The 14,605-nt window shown below is 61.4% G+C and carries 13 protein-coding genes and 3 tRNA genes; 3 read left to right on the forward strand and 13 right to left on the reverse strand.

The window, feature by feature from the left end; all coding sequences use genetic code 11:
- Window positions 1–15 precede the first annotated feature (15 nt).
- The 7 genes from F3J19_RS04615 to tig form a co-directional block, all read right to left on the reverse strand.
- Window positions 16–92, reverse strand: a tRNA-Asp gene (locus tag F3J19_RS04615).
- A gap of 57 nt (window positions 93–149) precedes the next feature.
- Window positions 150–225: transfer RNA gene (locus F3J19_RS04620), tRNA-Val, on the reverse strand.
- A gap of 114 nt (window positions 226–339) precedes the next feature.
- Complete coding sequence (locus F3J19_RS04625) at window positions 340–612, reverse strand: HU family DNA-binding protein (RefSeq protein ID WP_167038272.1); 273 nt, start codon at window positions 610–612, stop codon at window positions 340–342.
- 372 nt (window positions 613–984) lie between these two features.
- Window positions 985–3,405 carry an endopeptidase La gene (gene lon / locus F3J19_RS04630; protein WP_167038274.1) on the reverse strand — a complete coding sequence of 807 codons (2,421 nt, stop codon included), beginning with the start codon at window positions 3,403–3,405 and terminating at the stop codon, window positions 985–987.
- A 200-nt stretch (window positions 3,406–3,605) separates the two neighbouring features.
- Window positions 3,606–4,877: an ATP-dependent Clp protease ATP-binding subunit ClpX gene (gene clpX, locus F3J19_RS04635; protein ID WP_085481416.1), complete on the reverse strand. Its 1,272-nt coding sequence runs from the start codon at window positions 4,875–4,877 to the stop codon at window positions 3,606–3,608.
- 197 nt (window positions 4,878–5,074) lie between these two features.
- Window positions 5,075–5,728, reverse strand: coding sequence for an ATP-dependent Clp endopeptidase proteolytic subunit ClpP (gene clpP, locus F3J19_RS04640; RefSeq protein WP_167038277.1), 654 nt, complete (start codon window positions 5,726–5,728; stop codon window positions 5,075–5,077).
- 191 nt (window positions 5,729–5,919) lie between these two features.
- Entirely contained in the window at window positions 5,920–7,266 is a 1,347-nt protein-coding gene (gene tig, locus F3J19_RS04645; RefSeq protein ID WP_167038279.1) for a trigger factor, read from the reverse strand.
- 521 nt (window positions 7,267–7,787) lie between these two features.
- On the opposite strand from tig, the gene F3J19_RS04650 reads away from it, so the two are divergent.
- From F3J19_RS04650 to F3J19_RS04660, 3 genes are all read left to right on the forward strand, one after another.
- Window positions 7,788–8,933 (forward strand): glycerate kinase, encoded by a 1,146-nt coding sequence (locus F3J19_RS04650; protein WP_167038281.1) that lies wholly within the window; start codon window positions 7,788–7,790, stop codon window positions 8,931–8,933.
- A gap of 63 nt (window positions 8,934–8,996) precedes the next feature.
- A complete protein-coding gene (locus F3J19_RS04655; RefSeq protein ID WP_167038283.1) occupies window positions 8,997–9,446 on the forward strand; it encodes a MarR family transcriptional regulator in 450 nt (149 codons plus the stop codon).
- 134 nt (window positions 9,447–9,580) lie between these two features.
- Entirely contained in the window at window positions 9,581–9,868 is a 288-nt protein-coding gene (locus F3J19_RS04660) for a hypothetical protein (protein ID WP_167038285.1), read from the forward strand.
- A gap of 173 nt (window positions 9,869–10,041) precedes the next feature.
- Here the strand turns inward: F3J19_RS04660 and F3J19_RS04665 are convergent.
- From F3J19_RS04665 to F3J19_RS04690, 6 genes are all read right to left on the reverse strand, one after another.
- Window positions 10,042–10,140, reverse strand: a tRNA-OTHER gene (locus F3J19_RS04665).
- 283 nt (window positions 10,141–10,423) lie between these two features.
- Entirely contained in the window at window positions 10,424–11,011 is a 588-nt protein-coding gene (locus F3J19_RS04670; RefSeq protein WP_167038287.1) for a lysis system i-spanin subunit Rz, read from the reverse strand.
- Window positions 11,008–11,514: a lysozyme gene (locus F3J19_RS04675; RefSeq protein ID WP_167038289.1), complete on the reverse strand. Its 507-nt coding sequence runs from the start codon at window positions 11,512–11,514 to the stop codon at window positions 11,008–11,010. The genes F3J19_RS04670 and F3J19_RS04675 overlap by 4 nt, the downstream gene beginning before the upstream one ends.
- A gap of 202 nt (window positions 11,515–11,716) precedes the next feature.
- Entirely contained in the window at window positions 11,717–11,911 is a 195-nt protein-coding gene (locus F3J19_RS04680) for a hypothetical protein (protein WP_167038291.1), read from the reverse strand.
- A 43-nt stretch (window positions 11,912–11,954) separates the two neighbouring features.
- The gene (locus F3J19_RS04685) at window positions 11,955–12,218 is read right to left on the reverse strand and encodes a hypothetical protein (RefSeq protein ID WP_167038293.1); all 264 of its coding nucleotides are present in this window, start codon (window positions 12,216–12,218) and stop codon (window positions 11,955–11,957) included.
- 10 nt (window positions 12,219–12,228) lie between these two features.
- On the reverse strand, window positions 12,229–14,604 hold the full coding sequence (locus F3J19_RS04690; protein ID WP_167038295.1) for a right-handed parallel beta-helix repeat-containing protein: 2,376 nt from the start codon (window positions 14,602–14,604) through the stop codon (window positions 12,229–12,231).
- Between the last annotated feature and the right edge of the window lies 1 nt (window position 14,605).

A 14,605-nucleotide genomic window follows, 5' to 3' on the forward strand; every position in this document is an offset into this window, starting at 1 on the left:
GCCTTTCGTGGATACTGGCGGAGTGGACGGGACTCGAACCCGCGACCCCCGGCGTGACAGGCCGGTATTCTAACCGACTGAACTACCACTCCTTATACTGCGCTTTTGCTGCATTCGCTGCCTGAAATACGGCTGCCGAATCATGAAACTGGTGGGTGCTGAGAGGCTCGAACTCCCGACCTACGCCTTGTAAGGGCGCCGCTCTACCAACTGAGCTAAGCACCCGTTTCGTGATTCAGTGCTTCATTCCTTGCTGCCGATGTTTATGCCGATTTACGCGCCCGATCCGCGATCCGATCAAGCAACCTATTTCAGGCGATTCCTCAAGCAGCAAGCCCGTTAGTTTAGCGCATCCTTCAGCGCTTTGCCAGGCCTAAATTTGGGAACTTTCGCGGCCTTGATGTTGATCTCGGCGCCAGTGCGCGGATTCCGACCGGTGCGCGCAATACGCCTGCCGACTGCGAACGTGCCAAAACCGACCAGCGTCACCGAATCGCCCTTCTTCAACGTACCTTTGACGCCGGTAATCACGGCATCGAGTGCACGGCCTGCCGCAGCTTTCGAAATATCGGCCTGCTGCGCAATGTGATCGATCAATTCCGTCTTGTTCATTCCTGTCCCCCGAGAATGTGTATGGAATCGTGATGGCGCTTTCCAGCGCCTGCTTCACGCGACCGGCGGCAATGCCGGGCCGGCTCATTAGAATTAGCCGAAACCCTCGTGTCAAGCGGGGTTGAGCCGGATGAGCGCTGTTTTGGAAGCGCTTTTCGATCAGCCAATATTGCGACGGCTGGCTCGACGGTGTGCGTGTTTGCGATGAATCGCTGTTCGCGCTTTCAGCGTCTCTTTGAAGTGAGCGTGCAAGACACTCACGGGACTTTATGAACTTCGCGCAGGCAATAAAAAACCCGCGGCCGTAACCGCGGGTTTTTTGCTTCAGCCGAGCACTTCGCAACCGAATGCTTTAGCGTGTTCTCGCGAGCGTCAGTGCTTCACGACTTCCGTTGCGGAATCCTTGCCTGGCTCGGCCGCGACAGGCGCTGCCGGCTTCGGCTCTTCTTCTGGCAACGGTTGCGGCACACGTTCGAGCGCCAGTTCGAGCACCTTGTCGATCCAGCGGACCGGCACGATTTCGATCGCGTTCTTCACGTTGTCCGGAATCTCGGTCAAGTCCTTGACGTTCTCCTCCGGAATCAGCACGAGCTTGATGCCGCCGCGATGCGCCGCGAGCAGCTTCTCCTTCAGGCCGCCGATCGGCAGAACTTCGCCACGCAACGTGATTTCACCCGTCATCGCGACATCGGCACGCACCGGAATACCGGTCAGCACCGACACCAGCGCGGTCGTCATCGCGATACCGGCCGAAGGACCATCTTTCGGCGTCGCGCCTTCCGGCACGTGGATGTGAATGTCCTGCTTCTCGAACGCTTCGTCCTTGATGCCAAGACGACGCGAACGCGAACGCACGACCGAGCGCGCCGCTTCGACGGATTCCTTCATCACGTCGCCGAGCGAACCCGTGCGGATCACATTGCCCTTGCCCGGCATCACTGCGGCTTCGATGGTCAACAGATCGCCGCCCACTTCCGTCCACGCGAGACCCGTGACCTGGCCCACCTGATTTTCCTTTGCGGCCAGACCGAAGTCGTACTTGCGCACGCCGAGGAAGGTGTCGAGGTTACTGCCGTCGACCTTCACCGCGCCTTCGGCCTTCTTCAGCAGAAGCATCTTCACGACCTTGCGGCAGATCTTCGACACTTCACGCTCGAGCGAACGCACGCCCGCTTCACGCGTGTAGTAGCGAATGATGTCGCGGATCGCGGTTTCCGTCACTTCGATCTCCCCATCCTTGAGACCGTTGTTCTTCTTCTGCTTCGGCAACAGGTAACGCTGCGCGATGCTGACTTTCTCGTCTTCCGTATAACCCGACAGACGGATCACTTCCATCCGGTCGAGCAGCGGCGGCGGAATGTTCAGCGAGTTCGACGTCGCCACGAACATCACGTCCGACAGATCGAAGTCGACCTCGACGTAGTGATCGGCGAACGTGTGGTTCTGTTCCGGATCGAGCACTTCGAGCAGCGCCGACGACGGATCGCCGCGGAAATCCTGGCCCATCTTGTCGACTTCGTCGAGCAGGAAGAGCGGATTGCGCACGCCGACCTTGGTCAGGCTCTGCAGGATCTTGCCCGGCATCGAGCCGATGTACGTACGACGATGGCCACGAATCTCGGCTTCGTCACGCACGCCGCCCAACGCCATGCGCACGAACTTGCGGTTCGTCGCGCGCGCGATCGACTGGCCGAGCGAAGTCTTGCCCACGCCCGGGGGCCCGACGAGGCACAGGATCGGCGCCTTGACCTTGTCGACACGTTGCTGGACCGCGAGATATTCGAGAATGCGTTCCTTCACCTTCTCGAGACCGAAGTGGTCTTCGTCGAGCACGCGTTCTGCATTCGAGAGGTCGTTGTTGACCTTGCTCTTCTTGCGCCACGGCAAGCCGATCAGCGTGTCGATATAGTTGCGCACGACGGTCGCTTCCGCCGACATCGGCGACATCAGCTTGAGCTTCTTCAGCTCGGCGTCGGCCTTCTTCTTCGCTTCCTTCGGCATACGCGCGGCCGTGATGCGTTTCTCGAGTTCTTCGAGGTCCGCACCTTCCTCGCCTTCGCCGAGTTCCTTCTGGATCGCCTTGACCTGTTCGTTCAGGTAGTACTCGCGCTGGCTCTTCTCCATCTGACGCTTCACGCGCCCGCGGATGCGCTTTTCGACCTGCAGGATGTCGATCTCGGCTTCGAGTTGCGCGAGCAGATGCTCGAGCCGCTCGATCACCGGGAACATCTCGAGGATGTGCTGCTTCTGGTCGAGCTTGAGCGGCAGATGCGCCGCGATCGTGTCGGCAAGACGCCCGGCCTCGTCGATGCCCGACAGCGAGGTCAGGATCTCCGGCGGGATCTTCTTGTTCAGCTTCACATACTGGTCGAACTGCGACACGATCGCGCGGCGCAGCGCTTCGGTTTCAGCGCTGTCGGCGTGGTCGGGTTCGAGCGGCATGACTTCGCACGAGAATTGCGTTTCCTGCTCTTCGATGGAAAGCGTCTTCGCGCGCTGCAAGCCTTCGACGAGCACCTTCACGGTGCCGTCGGGCAGCTTCAGCATCTGCAGGATGTTGGCAACACACCCTACTTCGTACATGTCCTTTTCGGTCGGCTCGTCTTTCGCAGCCGTTTTCTGGGCGACGAGCATGATGTGCTTGCCGCCTTCCATCGCTGCTTCGAGAGCCTTGATCGACTTCGGGCGGCCTACGAAGAGCGGAATCACCATGTGCGGGAAAACGACTACGTCGCGCAGCGGGAGCAGCGGCAGCGTAATGCGTTCCGGCGGGAGGAGTTGGGTTCCTGACATTTCATTTCCCCATGAGTGGAATCAGTTCGTTCGATAGGTGAGGCCAGCAGAAAATATTGCAAGCCTTCGCGTGTGGGAAAAGTTCAGAGACTCCGAAGATTCAATGACTCCATAGTGAAAACAATCAGCCTGACCACACGATAAACGAAAAAGCCGTTCACGTCGCCATGAACGGCCTTTTTGCAGAACTCTAAAGCCGATCAGTTCGAACCCGCGACCTTCGGCGCGTCTTCGTAGATCAGCAGCGGTTTGCCGTCGCCATCGATGACGTTGTCGTCGATGATGACCTTGCTGACGCCTTTCATTTGCGGCAGGTCGTACATCACGTCGAGCAACGCCTGTTCCAGAATGGAGCGCAGACCCCGCGCGCCCGTCTTGCGGCGGATCGCCTTGCGCGCCACGGCCTGCAGCGCGGCGGGCCGGATCTCGAGTTCGACACGCTCCATGTTGAAGAGCTTGTGATACTGCTTGACCAGCGCGTTCTTCGGTTCGACGAGAATTTTCATCAGCGCCGCTTCGTCGAGCTTGCCGAGCGTGGCAACCACCGGCAAACGACCAATCAGTTCAGGAATCAGGCCGAACTTGATCAGGTCTTCCGGCTCCACTTCACGCAGCACTTCGCCGGCGTCGCGATCCTGCTTGCTCTTCACGCTTGCGCCGAAGCCGATGCCGGTTTTCTCGGTGCGATCGACGATAACCTTTTCGAGGCCGTCGAACGCGCCGCCGCAGATGAACAGAATGTTCGTCGTGTCGACCTGGATGAAGTCTTGATTCGGATGCTTACGACCACCTTGCGGCGGCACCGACGCCATCGTGCCTTCGACCAGCTTCAGCAAAGCCTGCTGCACGCCCTCGCCCGACACGTCGCGCGTGATGGACGGGTTGTCGGACTTGCGGCTGATCTTGTCGATTTCGTCGATGTAGACAATGCCGCGCTGCGCCTTGTCCACTTCGTAATTGCAGTTTTGCAGCAGCTTCTGAATGATGTTCTCGACGTCTTCGCCGACGTAGCCGGCCTCCGTCAGCGTGGTTGCGTCGGCAATCACGAACGGGACGTTCAGAAGGCGTGCCAGCGTCTGCGCGAGCAGCGTCTTGCCGGAGCCGGTCGGGCCGATCAGCAAGATGTTGCTCTTCGAGAGTTCGATCTCGTCTTTCTTGTCGAGATGCTTGAGACGCTTGTAGTGGTTGTAGACCGCGACGGCGAGAATCTTCTTCGCGCGCTCCTGGCCGATCACGTATTGATCGAGAATTTCGCGAATTTCCTGCGGAGTCGGCAGGTCGGACTTCGACAAGCCCGCCTCGATTCCCGCACCCGCCGCTTCGTCGCGAATGATCTCGTTGCACAGGTCGATACATTCATCGCAGATGAACACCGACGGGCCAGCAATCAGTTTCTTTACCTCATGCTGGCTCTTGCCGCAAAACGAGCAATACAACAGCTTTTCGCTGTTAGAACCTTTCTTGTCCGCCATAGATGTGTGAGCCTCCGGACACCGGATTACATGATACGCCGTTTGCCCCCGCCTCGCAGTTCGGGCAAGACAGGGCTAGTGAGCAAGATAACGGCGTTTGCCGCAGACGCCCGGACGGATGTTGACCATTTCACAACCGAGCCGATGACGTTTTTGCCCCAATTCTGGACAAAACAGCGGGGCAACACCGTACCAGATCAAGGACGCTTGTGCGCGACCTGATCGACGAGGCCGTAGGCTTGCGCATCATCGCCGGACATGAAATTGTCGCGATCCGTGTCGCGCGCGATGCGCTCCACGGGTTGACCCGTATGGTGTGCGAGCAGATGATTCAGCCGATCCTTCAAATACAGAATCTCGCGTGCCTGGATTTCGATGTCCGACGCCTGGCCGCGCGCACCGCCGAGCGGCTGGTGAATCATCACGCGCGAATTCGGCAGCGCAAAGCGCTTACCCTTCGCGCCGGCTGCCAGCAGGAACGCGCCCATGCTCGCCGCGAGCCCCATGCACAGCGTCGACACGTCGGGCTTGATGAATTGCATCGTATCGTAGATCGCCATACCCGCCGACACGGAGCCGCCGGGGCTGTTGATGTAGAACGAGATGTCCTTGTCCGGATTCTCGCTTTCGAGAAACAGCATCTGCGCGACGACGAGATTGGCCGTCTGGTCGTTCACTTCGCCCACGAGGAACACGATGCGTTCCTTCAGCAGACGCGAATAGATATCGTACGAGCGCTCGCCCCGGCCGCTCGTTTCCACGACGATCGGCACCAGACCGAGTGCCTGCGCTTCGAGATCCCGGGACGACTGGGAGGTCAACGTGTCCAGCATTTGGGCGCGAAAGGTCATGCAATGGATCCTTGTCTGGAAATATTCTGGATGTAGATGCGAGACAGGTTGGTGCGACGAGCCCGTATTCAAGTGCACGATCGGTGCGTGCGCGCCGCGCGATCGCATGCGGCACTACGCATCTTCACAGCACAAAAAAACGGCGTGCGGGCCGTCGCTCCGACAGCCGGCACGCCGCGTTGCAGCGACGCTTAAGCTTGCGCCGTTGCGTTTGCCAGTTCTTCGAAGCTCACCACCTTGTCCGTTACCTTGGCCTTGCCGAGGACGAAATCGACGACGTTGGCTTCAACGACGTACGCTTCCATTTCAGCAAGACGTTGCTGGTTGGAATAATACCAGCGGACGACTTCCTTCGGGTCTTCGTAGCTTTTCGCGAATTCGTCGACTTCGGCGCGGATCTGCTCCGGCTTCGCCTGCAGTTCGTTAGCCTTCACGAGTTCGGCCAGCACGAGGCCCAGCTTGACGCGACGCTCTGCCTGCTCCTTGAACATCGCGGCCGGGATCGGCGCGTCCTTCGCGTTCGGCACGCCGCGCTGCTCCAGATCCTGGCGAGCCATCGCCACGAGGCGCTCCTGATCCTGTTCGATCAGCGCGTTCGGCACGTCGAGTTCCGAGATCTTCAGCAGCGCGTCCATCACCTGGTTCTTGACGATGGCTTGCGTGCGACGCTTCGCTTCGCGTTCGAGGTTGTCCTTGATTTCGGTGCGCATCTTGGTCAGATCGCCGTCTTCGATGCCGAGCGACTTCGCGAATTCAGCGTCGACTTCCGGCAGGTGCGCCCACTCGATCTTCTTCATCGTGACCGTGAATTGCGCCGTCTTGCCCGCCACGTCCTTGCCGTGGTAGTCGTCCGGGAACTTCAGGTCGAATTCCTTCGCCTCGCCGACCTTCAGGCCGAGCGCCGCCGTTTCGAACTCCGGCAGCATGCGGCCTTCGCCGAGCACGAATGCGAAGTCTTCGGCGCTGCCGCCCTGGAATGCTTCGCCGTCGAGCTTGCCGACGAAGTCGACCGTCACGCGGTCGCCGTCTTTAGCCGCCGTGTCCGCGCCGCCGTCGCCGTGCTCGCCGGCTTCGCCGCGAGCGTGGAAGTGCACGCGCTGCTTGCGCAGGATGTCCAGCGTGCGGTCGATTTCTTCTTCGCTGATCGTGGTCGTGGTGCGCTCGATTTCAGCCTCGGCGACGTCGCCCAGCTTCACTTCCGGATACACCTCGAAGGTCGCGTCGAACGCGTAGCTGCCTTCCACGGCCTCGGCCTTCGGCGCGAAGCTCGGCTGGCCCGCGACGCGCAGGTTCTCCGTGCGGCTGATGTCGAAGAATTCCTTGCCGACCTTGTCGCTCAGCACTTCGGCTTCCACCTGACCCGAATACTGTTGCGTCACCATTTTGAGCGGCACCTTGCCCGGGCGGAAACCCGGCATGCGCACGTTCTTCGCGAGTTGACGGATACGCGAATCCACTTCCTTCTGCACGGCATCCTTCGGCAGGGAAATCGTCACGCGGCGTTCGAGCTTGCCGAGGTTTTCAACAACGTTTGCCATGGCTTCAATCGTCCTAAAATTATTCGAGCGAATCAGTTATATCTTCTCCGTGCCGCTGCTCGATGTCGCTTCGCGCCGATTGCGCTGCGATTGCATCGATCTCGCGCCTGCGCCGCGGGCTGCAGGCCGCCGGCAGCACGGTTGAGTCCAAAGAGCCGAATATTTTAGCAAACTATTTGCGCGCTTAGCCGGGATTCGATGATTGCATCGATTTTTCCCCGCATTCAGGCCGCTTTGTGGGCCATTTCGCGGTGTTTTTCGCCTGCATGGCGCCGTTTTTCGAATGCCCTCCTGATGTCGCCGAGCAAGCCCCTCGTACTCGTGCGCGAGCGCTTGACGAACTTGCGTTCGAGCGCATGCGACTGCCGTGTCTTTCCGGCCGATTCCGCCTATGCCGTTCGACATATTCAGCCGACGCGCCCATGCTGCTAAGCTAACGACCTCGGTTGGGCCTGCCCATCGCCGACTCGCTTCACCCGCCGCGCCATTGCTCACAACGACTCAAATTTTTCAGAGACACCATGCCGAACTCGTCGCCCTCGCCCGTCATCGTCATCGCTCCCGATTCATTCAAAGGCTCGCTCAGCGCAGAACAGGTCGCGCAGGCGATTGCATCCGGCATCCAGCGCGCGCGCGCCGACGCCAGCGTGCGCATCTGCCCGATGGCCGACGGCGGCGAAGGCACGCTCGACGCCATGCTCGCGAGCGGCGGCGAACGCCGCTCGCTGAGTGTGCGCGGCGCGGCGGGCCCCTTGCGTGAAGCGCTTACGGGCTTGCTCGCGGACGGCAGCGCGATCGTCGAAACGGCCGAGATCGTCGGCATTACGGACCCCGTGGGAATGGGCGTGCCCGTCGAGGCGCGCAGCACCTACGGCATGGGTGAAGCGATTCGCGCGCTGCTCGATGCCGGCGTGCGGCGCTTTTTCGTGGCGCTGGGCGGCAGCAGCACGAACGACGGCGGCGCGGGTCTCCTGACCGGCCTCGGCCTGAAGCTGTTCGACGCGCAGGACAACGAGCTCGAAGGTACGCCCGAACAGCTCGCCCATGTGGCGCGCGTCGACGTTTCGCAACTCGACGCGCGGCTCGCCGACACGAACTTCGTCGGCATGTCGGACGTGGACAATCCGCTGACCGGCGAGCACGGCGCAACCGCCGTCTTCGGCCCACAGAAAGGCGTCAAACCGGAACAGGTCGCACCGATCAACGCCGCGCTCGCGCGTTTTGCCGATCTGCTCGAAGCCGCGCTCGGGCGCACCGCGCGCGATCAGCCGGGCGCGGGCGCGGCCGGCGGCCTGGGCTTCGCACTGCACATGCTCGGCGCGCAGTTCGAGCCCGGCGCGGAAACGGTCGCGCGGCAACTCGGGCTCGATGCCGCGCTCGCGGGCGCCGACTGGCTAATTACGGGCGAAGGCCGCTCGGACGTGCAAACGCTGCACGGCAAGGCGCCCTTCATCGCCTGCGCCCATGCACGTGCCGCGGGTGTGCCCGCCACGCTGCTCTCGGGCGCCGTCGATCCCGCCGCGTTGCCGCGCCTTGCCGAACACTTCAGCGGCTGCTTTTCGCCGGCACCGGGGCCGATCACGCTCGACGTGGCGATTCGCGATGCTGCACGCCTGCTCGCCAACGAAGCTGAACAGCTGACCCGATTGAAATACGGCGTGCGTTGACCCGCGCAACGGCTGCGGCAACAATCACGACGCCACGACCGCTCCACTCACTACGGGACGACCATGAAGGACTCCGTTAAAGCCGGGCTCGAGCAGTTCCTCACGTACCGTCTGCATGTGCTGACCAAACTGGCCGAGCGCGGCATCGGCGAGCGCTATCAGGCGAAGCTCGGCGTGACGCTGCCCGAGGCGCGCGTGATTGCGTCGGTGGGCTCGTTCGGGCCGTTCTCGATCATGGAACTGGCGCGGCACGCCAATCTCGACAAAAGCCAGGCGAGCCGCGCCGCCGAAGCGCTGATCCGCCAGGGGCTCGTGCAACGGCAGCCGAGCGCCGACGACGGCCGCGTCGTGCTGGTGTCGCTCACGCCCGAGGGCCGCGCGCTGTATCGCAAGGTGATGCCGATCGCGCGCAGGTGGAACGGCGATATGTTCGCCTGTCTCGACGACGACGAGAAAGCCGCGTTCGGCACCGCACTCGACAAGGTCATCGATGCGATGCTAGCGCGCGAGTAGCGCTTGCACGACGCGCGGCGAGTGCAAGTGCAAGCGCGGGCATAACGCGCCACCGCGCGACAACCGGCCACGCATGTCAGAATCCGGCCTTGGCCAGCGCGCCTTCATTCGTTTTTTCATCCAGGGAAGTTGTAGTGGACATCAACAAACAGCTCGCGGCACTCACCGCGTCAGAACTCCAGACCGCCGGCGCGAGCCAGGCGACAGCGATCGCGCTCAGCGTCGTGCTGCGTCATCTTCGTTCGCCCGAACTGGCGAAACTGCTGTCGTCGGCATTCGAAAACCATCAGGCAGTCATGCTGCAAACGCCGTGGCCGGATCAGATGCTGCAGGCGTTCGAATCGACGCGCCGTTTCCTCGAAGGTGCCGCTCAGGCGGAGTTGCCAGGCTCGCAGCAGCAGCCGGGAACGCCGGACGCCTGAATCGCGCCTGCAGCGCTCGCTCGGCGCCAGCGGCCACCTGGCACAGCGCCCGCGCCCGCATGCATGCAACCGCGGGCAGAGGCCGTGTGACAAGCCAGGCACAAAAAGCCTGAACGCAAAACAAAAAACCCCGTCGGTCCAAAGACTTGACGGGGTTTTTCGCTACAGATAAATGGTGCGAGGGAGGGGACTCGAACCCCTTCAACTTCCCGTAAATGCTAGGCCGGATTGGCAATGCTGGCAAAAAGCTGTCATTCAATCCACCCCCTCGCCTCATCGCCCGTAAAACCGTTTGGGTGCCTCTATACTAGTCCGACCAGCCCAGTCGCTGTGGTGCCCGTCGCAAAGACCTGTGTGATCGCCACATCGTAAGCTGCGCCCGCCCCTATTGGAACGGTCTGCTGGTTCCCGGCCGCCGTCTGCACGCAGATATTTCCGGCGTCTCCAGTGCAAACTATCCGCGTGATTACCTCGGCGAGTGGGATTGCATCGCTGGGCGTGATCGGAAATATGTCGATCGCGGGGCCACTCGGGAAATCAAACTCGCGGCGCGTTCTATTGCTCATGGTTTGCTCCTGTATCGGTGGCGCCAATGGCTGTTGTCGTGCATCCGACCGTCTCGGGGCGAATGGCGCAGACGTAGCCTTGCAGGTAAATCACTTTCCGCCGATCGGCGTCGGCGTCGTCGGCAATGGAGAAAAGAGCGAGTCCAAACGGTCGTGAAAGCTCTGCTGTGCCGGCGGCTCCATCGCCCACGTCGCTGGAGCCGGCAGTGGTATCGGCTTGTTCGCCACCGGCTGGATGGAAGTTGGTGACTGCGATGCGCAGCCGGCGAGTGCCGTCAGCAATAGCAGCGCGATTACGAGCGTTGTCGGCTTCATGGGCTTCTTTCTCCTTCGTCAGTTGGTCGCCGAGTGTGGTGATCCTCCCCTCGGCCACAGTGTGGTCGTGGATGGCACGCTGCTCGGCGTCCAGCGCAGCCTTGGAAATAGCGTTGAGATCGTTGGCGTGCTGCTCGTTGTCGCGCGCATGCGTGGCCTTCTCGGCCTGCAACGCGCTGCTCTCCCACGTGTACGCACTGCCCCCGCCGATCGCGATGCCGAGCAGCCCGGACGCAATGCCGGTGAGGAAATATCCGTTCATGGCGCTTCTCTCCCTTCACACCAGGCGCGCTCCTTCGCGCGCCGTTTGACAAGGCCGGGCAGTTCTTCGCCGGCCGCCGTAACGTATTGCGGTTTGCCGGTCGGCGACTCGTTGAACGAGCGGCAGGCGCCCGCGATGTTGCCGGCACGGAAATTCGCTGCGATCGAGGATCGGCAGTAGGTGCCCGAACCTTCGTTGTAGGCAAAGTCGATGATCGCGACGCGCTGCGCTGGCGTGCGATCGGCCAGCGGCGTGCAGTGATCGACGTCTTCGGCAAACCCCGCCAGCCGCGGTTCCAGCTTCGCGGTGCATTCGGCCAGAGTGAATCGTTCGCCAGCCTGGACGCCGCGCGTTTCGCCGATGCATGCAGTCATGACGCCGACTGGATCCCGATATGCGACGAGGGAAACGCCCTCGAACTTCGGGACCGCCGTCAACAGGCCGGCCGCCGCTGCTGTGCCGACAATCGCCGCAAGGCTTCGCCTCTGTGGTCGGAATGGCATTAGTCCTCCGATCCGGCGCAGACGAGGCCGGCAACGAAGATCAACGCAGGCACCAGAAAAACTACCCATGTCGGCAGCCTGTCCACGCACGAACCCGGGACCGCCGCCCACGCGCCGCCGACCGCGGATACGATGGCGCCGATCGACAGGGTTCGGACGGACCGGCGCCGGTGCGCGCTTCGCAGTTTTCGTAGCACCTGCATCACGCCCCCCACTTCTTGAAGCCGCCGCCGGCACCATACGCGGCAAGCAACAGAACGCCCGTCAGCAGCCATTTCCACGCGAGGCCTAACACCCCACGCCCAACATTGAGTTGCAGCCGGTTGAGTATTCCACGCTCGATCTGCTCGGCAATCGCCGTCACATCGGCTTCGGTGAGGTTTCGCTTTTCGTCCACATAGTTCCCCGATGATTGGAAGCGAGTTTTTGTTTTTTTGTTGTTATGCAGTTTGGCCAGACTCGAGCACGTCCGTCGCACCGACGAATTCCGGTTGGACCTTCAGAAAGTCATACGCTTGCGTCAGGATCGGGCTGGTCAGGTTGGGTGTAAAGTTGTACTCGCGCGTGTCGTAGGCCTGCTGTCCTCGGTCCGCGTGCAACGTCACGTAGATGCCTACGGACAGCTTCCCGCTGACTGCCATGATCCGGATATAGGCGTTCGGGATCTGAATGCCGCAATAGGTAAGCGTTTTTGTAATTGCCATATGTCCACCTTTAAACGTCGGGGTAGGTATTGCCGCTGATTGGGTCAAACCACTGCGTGCCTTGCCACGTGATCCATGTTCCCTGGGTGCCAATATCGGTGGCGAAATACTGGTATCCGCGCACTCCAAGGCCGAGCGCACCGAGGGCCGGGCGATTTGCGGATAGCCCCTGGTGTCGGAGCGCGACCGGCAGCCATCCGGTGTTACTGGAGCCGCTCTGTTTCGAGAACAGCGCAATGCCGGGCGCGACAGACGAATCGGTGCGCTGAGCGATCGAGCCTGTCGCGGCGGTGAGCGCCCCCTCGGGGTACTGCGCGATCGTCAGCATGTCGGCCGTAATCTGCCGACCATCGACGCTATTACGGATAATCCCGGATTGCTTGATGCGCTGTGCGTTTGATGTGAGAACGACCCACTCGCCCAGCGCATTTCCGTTCGCCTGATTGACGCCGATCTCGTTGTCCCATCCGTCAAGGTTGTTCGGGTATTGCTCGACGAACGTCCATTGCACGCCGCCATCGCTGACCGTTCCACTCAGGTGGGTCGGCCCCGCGCCGCCGGTCGTGCCCGCCGCGGCAGAGACGTATGTGTTGTTGAGATAGCGAACGTAGGTGTTTGCCACAACCACGAGACCGGCCGACCAATAGGTTGGGGTGTCGGCGAGCGAAAATCGGTTCGATGCCACGACAGTCCAGTTGATATTCCCATCGCTCGCGGTCCCACTGGTGTGGGTGGGTGGAATTGTCCCGGCCGTCTCTACGTCGGTCGTGTGATAGATGAACAGCCCATTGAAGCAAAACGCGGTGGCTGCGCCGACGGTCATGCCAGCGGTCCACTGGATATGCGAATTGGTCGTTACCTTGATACCGTATTGCTGGGTTTTGACCGCCTGATTGTCATCGCACACGTTGTTGTAGACAATGTTCTTGCGCGCCAGGCCGCCGAACGCCGGCGTCATCGCAATGCCGGCGTACGGAAGCTTGCCGGCCGTCAGATTCGCCTGACCGTTGTTCGTGCAGGTGTTGCCGGTGACGGTGTTGCGCTCGCCGTAGATGCCAATGCCGTGGTTCGCGTTCCCAATGCAAAAATTTCCTTTCACGATATTCCGGTAGCCGGTCACCGAAATGCCGTTATCGAGCGTGCCCTCCGCATGGTTCGCGATGATGCGGTTATCGTGCGAGTCATAGGTGACGCCTATCAGCTCTGCGGCGTTCCCGCCGAACGTCTTGTTGCCGTGCAGGATGTTCCGGTTCGCGCCACCCGATACCCAGACAACAAAGCTGCCGTTGCTGCCACCATCGTTATCGATCACCCGATTGAATTGCGCGGCGGCGCCGACCAGCGCAATGCCCGTCAGGCCGCAGCCGCTCAGGTCATTGTCGTAGAACTTGTTCTGCGCTCCATCGCAATAGATGCCGTGCTGGGCCGTGCCCGTGACGGTGCATCGGTCGACAACGCATCGGCTATTGCCGTTGAGGTTGAGCGCATAGCGACCACCGATCAGGCCAATGCTTCTCAGGGAAATATTGCCGCCGCCGCAGATGAGCAGATCGCTCGTGTTGTCGCCCGAGATCGTAATGGTCGTCTGCCCCCTCACCCCGCGCACATCCGCGCCGGGCGGAATAACGGTGTCTGCTGGAAGATTGAAGTTGCGGCCCGGCAACCGAACGTATCGGCCTTTCTGAATCGATGCGTTGCAAGCCGCGATAAACGTGGTGAAGTCGTCGACGCTCAGGTCGTCGCGCATCTTGTCCTGAAAGGTCCGCACAACGGCGCTAGCGCCATCGGCGAGAAAAGTACCGGTTCCCGCCCCTGGCGAGACGCCGGCCACCAGTAGCTCTGCAACAGCTTTTGCCAGGTCGAGCAGCGTCTGCGGTTCGATATACGCCTGCTGGCCCGTGGTCACGCCGCCGGAACCGTCAAATATCAGCGGCTTCAGCGCGCGAGCCGCGGCAGCCGGCAGGAGCGGCGTAATAGCCGTCTGGTCGTCAACGACAGGGAACGAGAGAGCGCGGCTCTGAGCCTCGGCAAGCTGCTGCTGCGTCATCGTCTGGTAGTCCATCGCGGACTCCATCACGTCAGGGTAAAAGCCGTCCTGATTGACGATGTCGGTCTGCTGCACGATAGGCAGCGTGCGCAAGACGGTGATCGACCACCCCGACGCAAGCGGCGCGCCGCTGAGCGGATACGTGATCGCGCCGCCGGACTTGTTTCCGATGCCTGATGCGGCATATTGCGAGGGCGACAGCGTTGTGATGTTGCCCGACGGGTCCGTGAGCAAAACGGAAAGCTGGCTCTGGTTCGGAATCAGGAACCCATACGGGAAGCTGGTCGCAACGCCGTTGCCGTAGCAGATCGCCTTGTTGGCGGTACTCGAAATGGTCATG

The sequence above is a fragment of the Burkholderia sp. Ax-1724 genome (assembly GCF_011752995.1).
Taxonomy (GTDB): Bacteria; Pseudomonadota; Gammaproteobacteria; order Burkholderiales; family Burkholderiaceae; genus Paraburkholderia.

Coding starts and splice junctions, on each gene's coding strand:
- F3J19_RS04625 (WP_167038272.1), bottom strand. CDS start 612: ATGAACAAGACGGAATTGATCGATCACATTGCGCAGCAGGCCGATATT.
- lon (WP_167038274.1), bottom strand. CDS start 3,405: ATGTCAGGAACCCAACTCCTCCCGCCGGAACGCATTACGCTGCCGCTG.
- clpX (WP_085481416.1), bottom strand. CDS start 4,877: ATGGCGGACAAGAAAGGTTCTAACAGCGAAAAGCTGTTGTATTGCTCG.
- clpP (WP_167038277.1), bottom strand. CDS start 5,728: ATGACCTTTCGCGCCCAAATGCTGGACACGTTGACCTCCCAGTCGTCC.
- tig (WP_167038279.1), bottom strand. CDS start 7,266: ATGGCAAACGTTGTTGAAAACCTCGGCAAGCTCGAACGCCGCGTGACG.
- F3J19_RS04650 (WP_167038281.1), top strand. CDS start 7,788: ATGCCGAACTCGTCGCCCTCGCCCGTCATCGTCATCGCTCCCGATTCA.
- F3J19_RS04655 (WP_167038283.1), top strand. CDS start 8,997: ATGAAGGACTCCGTTAAAGCCGGGCTCGAGCAGTTCCTCACGTACCGT.
- F3J19_RS04670 (WP_167038287.1), bottom strand. CDS start 11,011: ATGAACGGATATTTCCTCACCGGCATTGCGTCCGGGCTGCTCGGCATC.
- F3J19_RS04675 (WP_167038289.1), bottom strand. CDS start 11,514: ATGCCATTCCGACCACAGAGGCGAAGCCTTGCGGCGATTGTCGGCACA.
- F3J19_RS04685 (WP_167038293.1), bottom strand. CDS start 12,218: ATGGCAATTACAAAAACGCTTACCTATTGCGGCATTCAGATCCCGAAC.
- F3J19_RS04690 (WP_167038295.1), bottom strand. CDS start 14,604: ATGACCATTTCGAGTACCGCCAACAAGGCGATCTGCTACGGCAACGGC.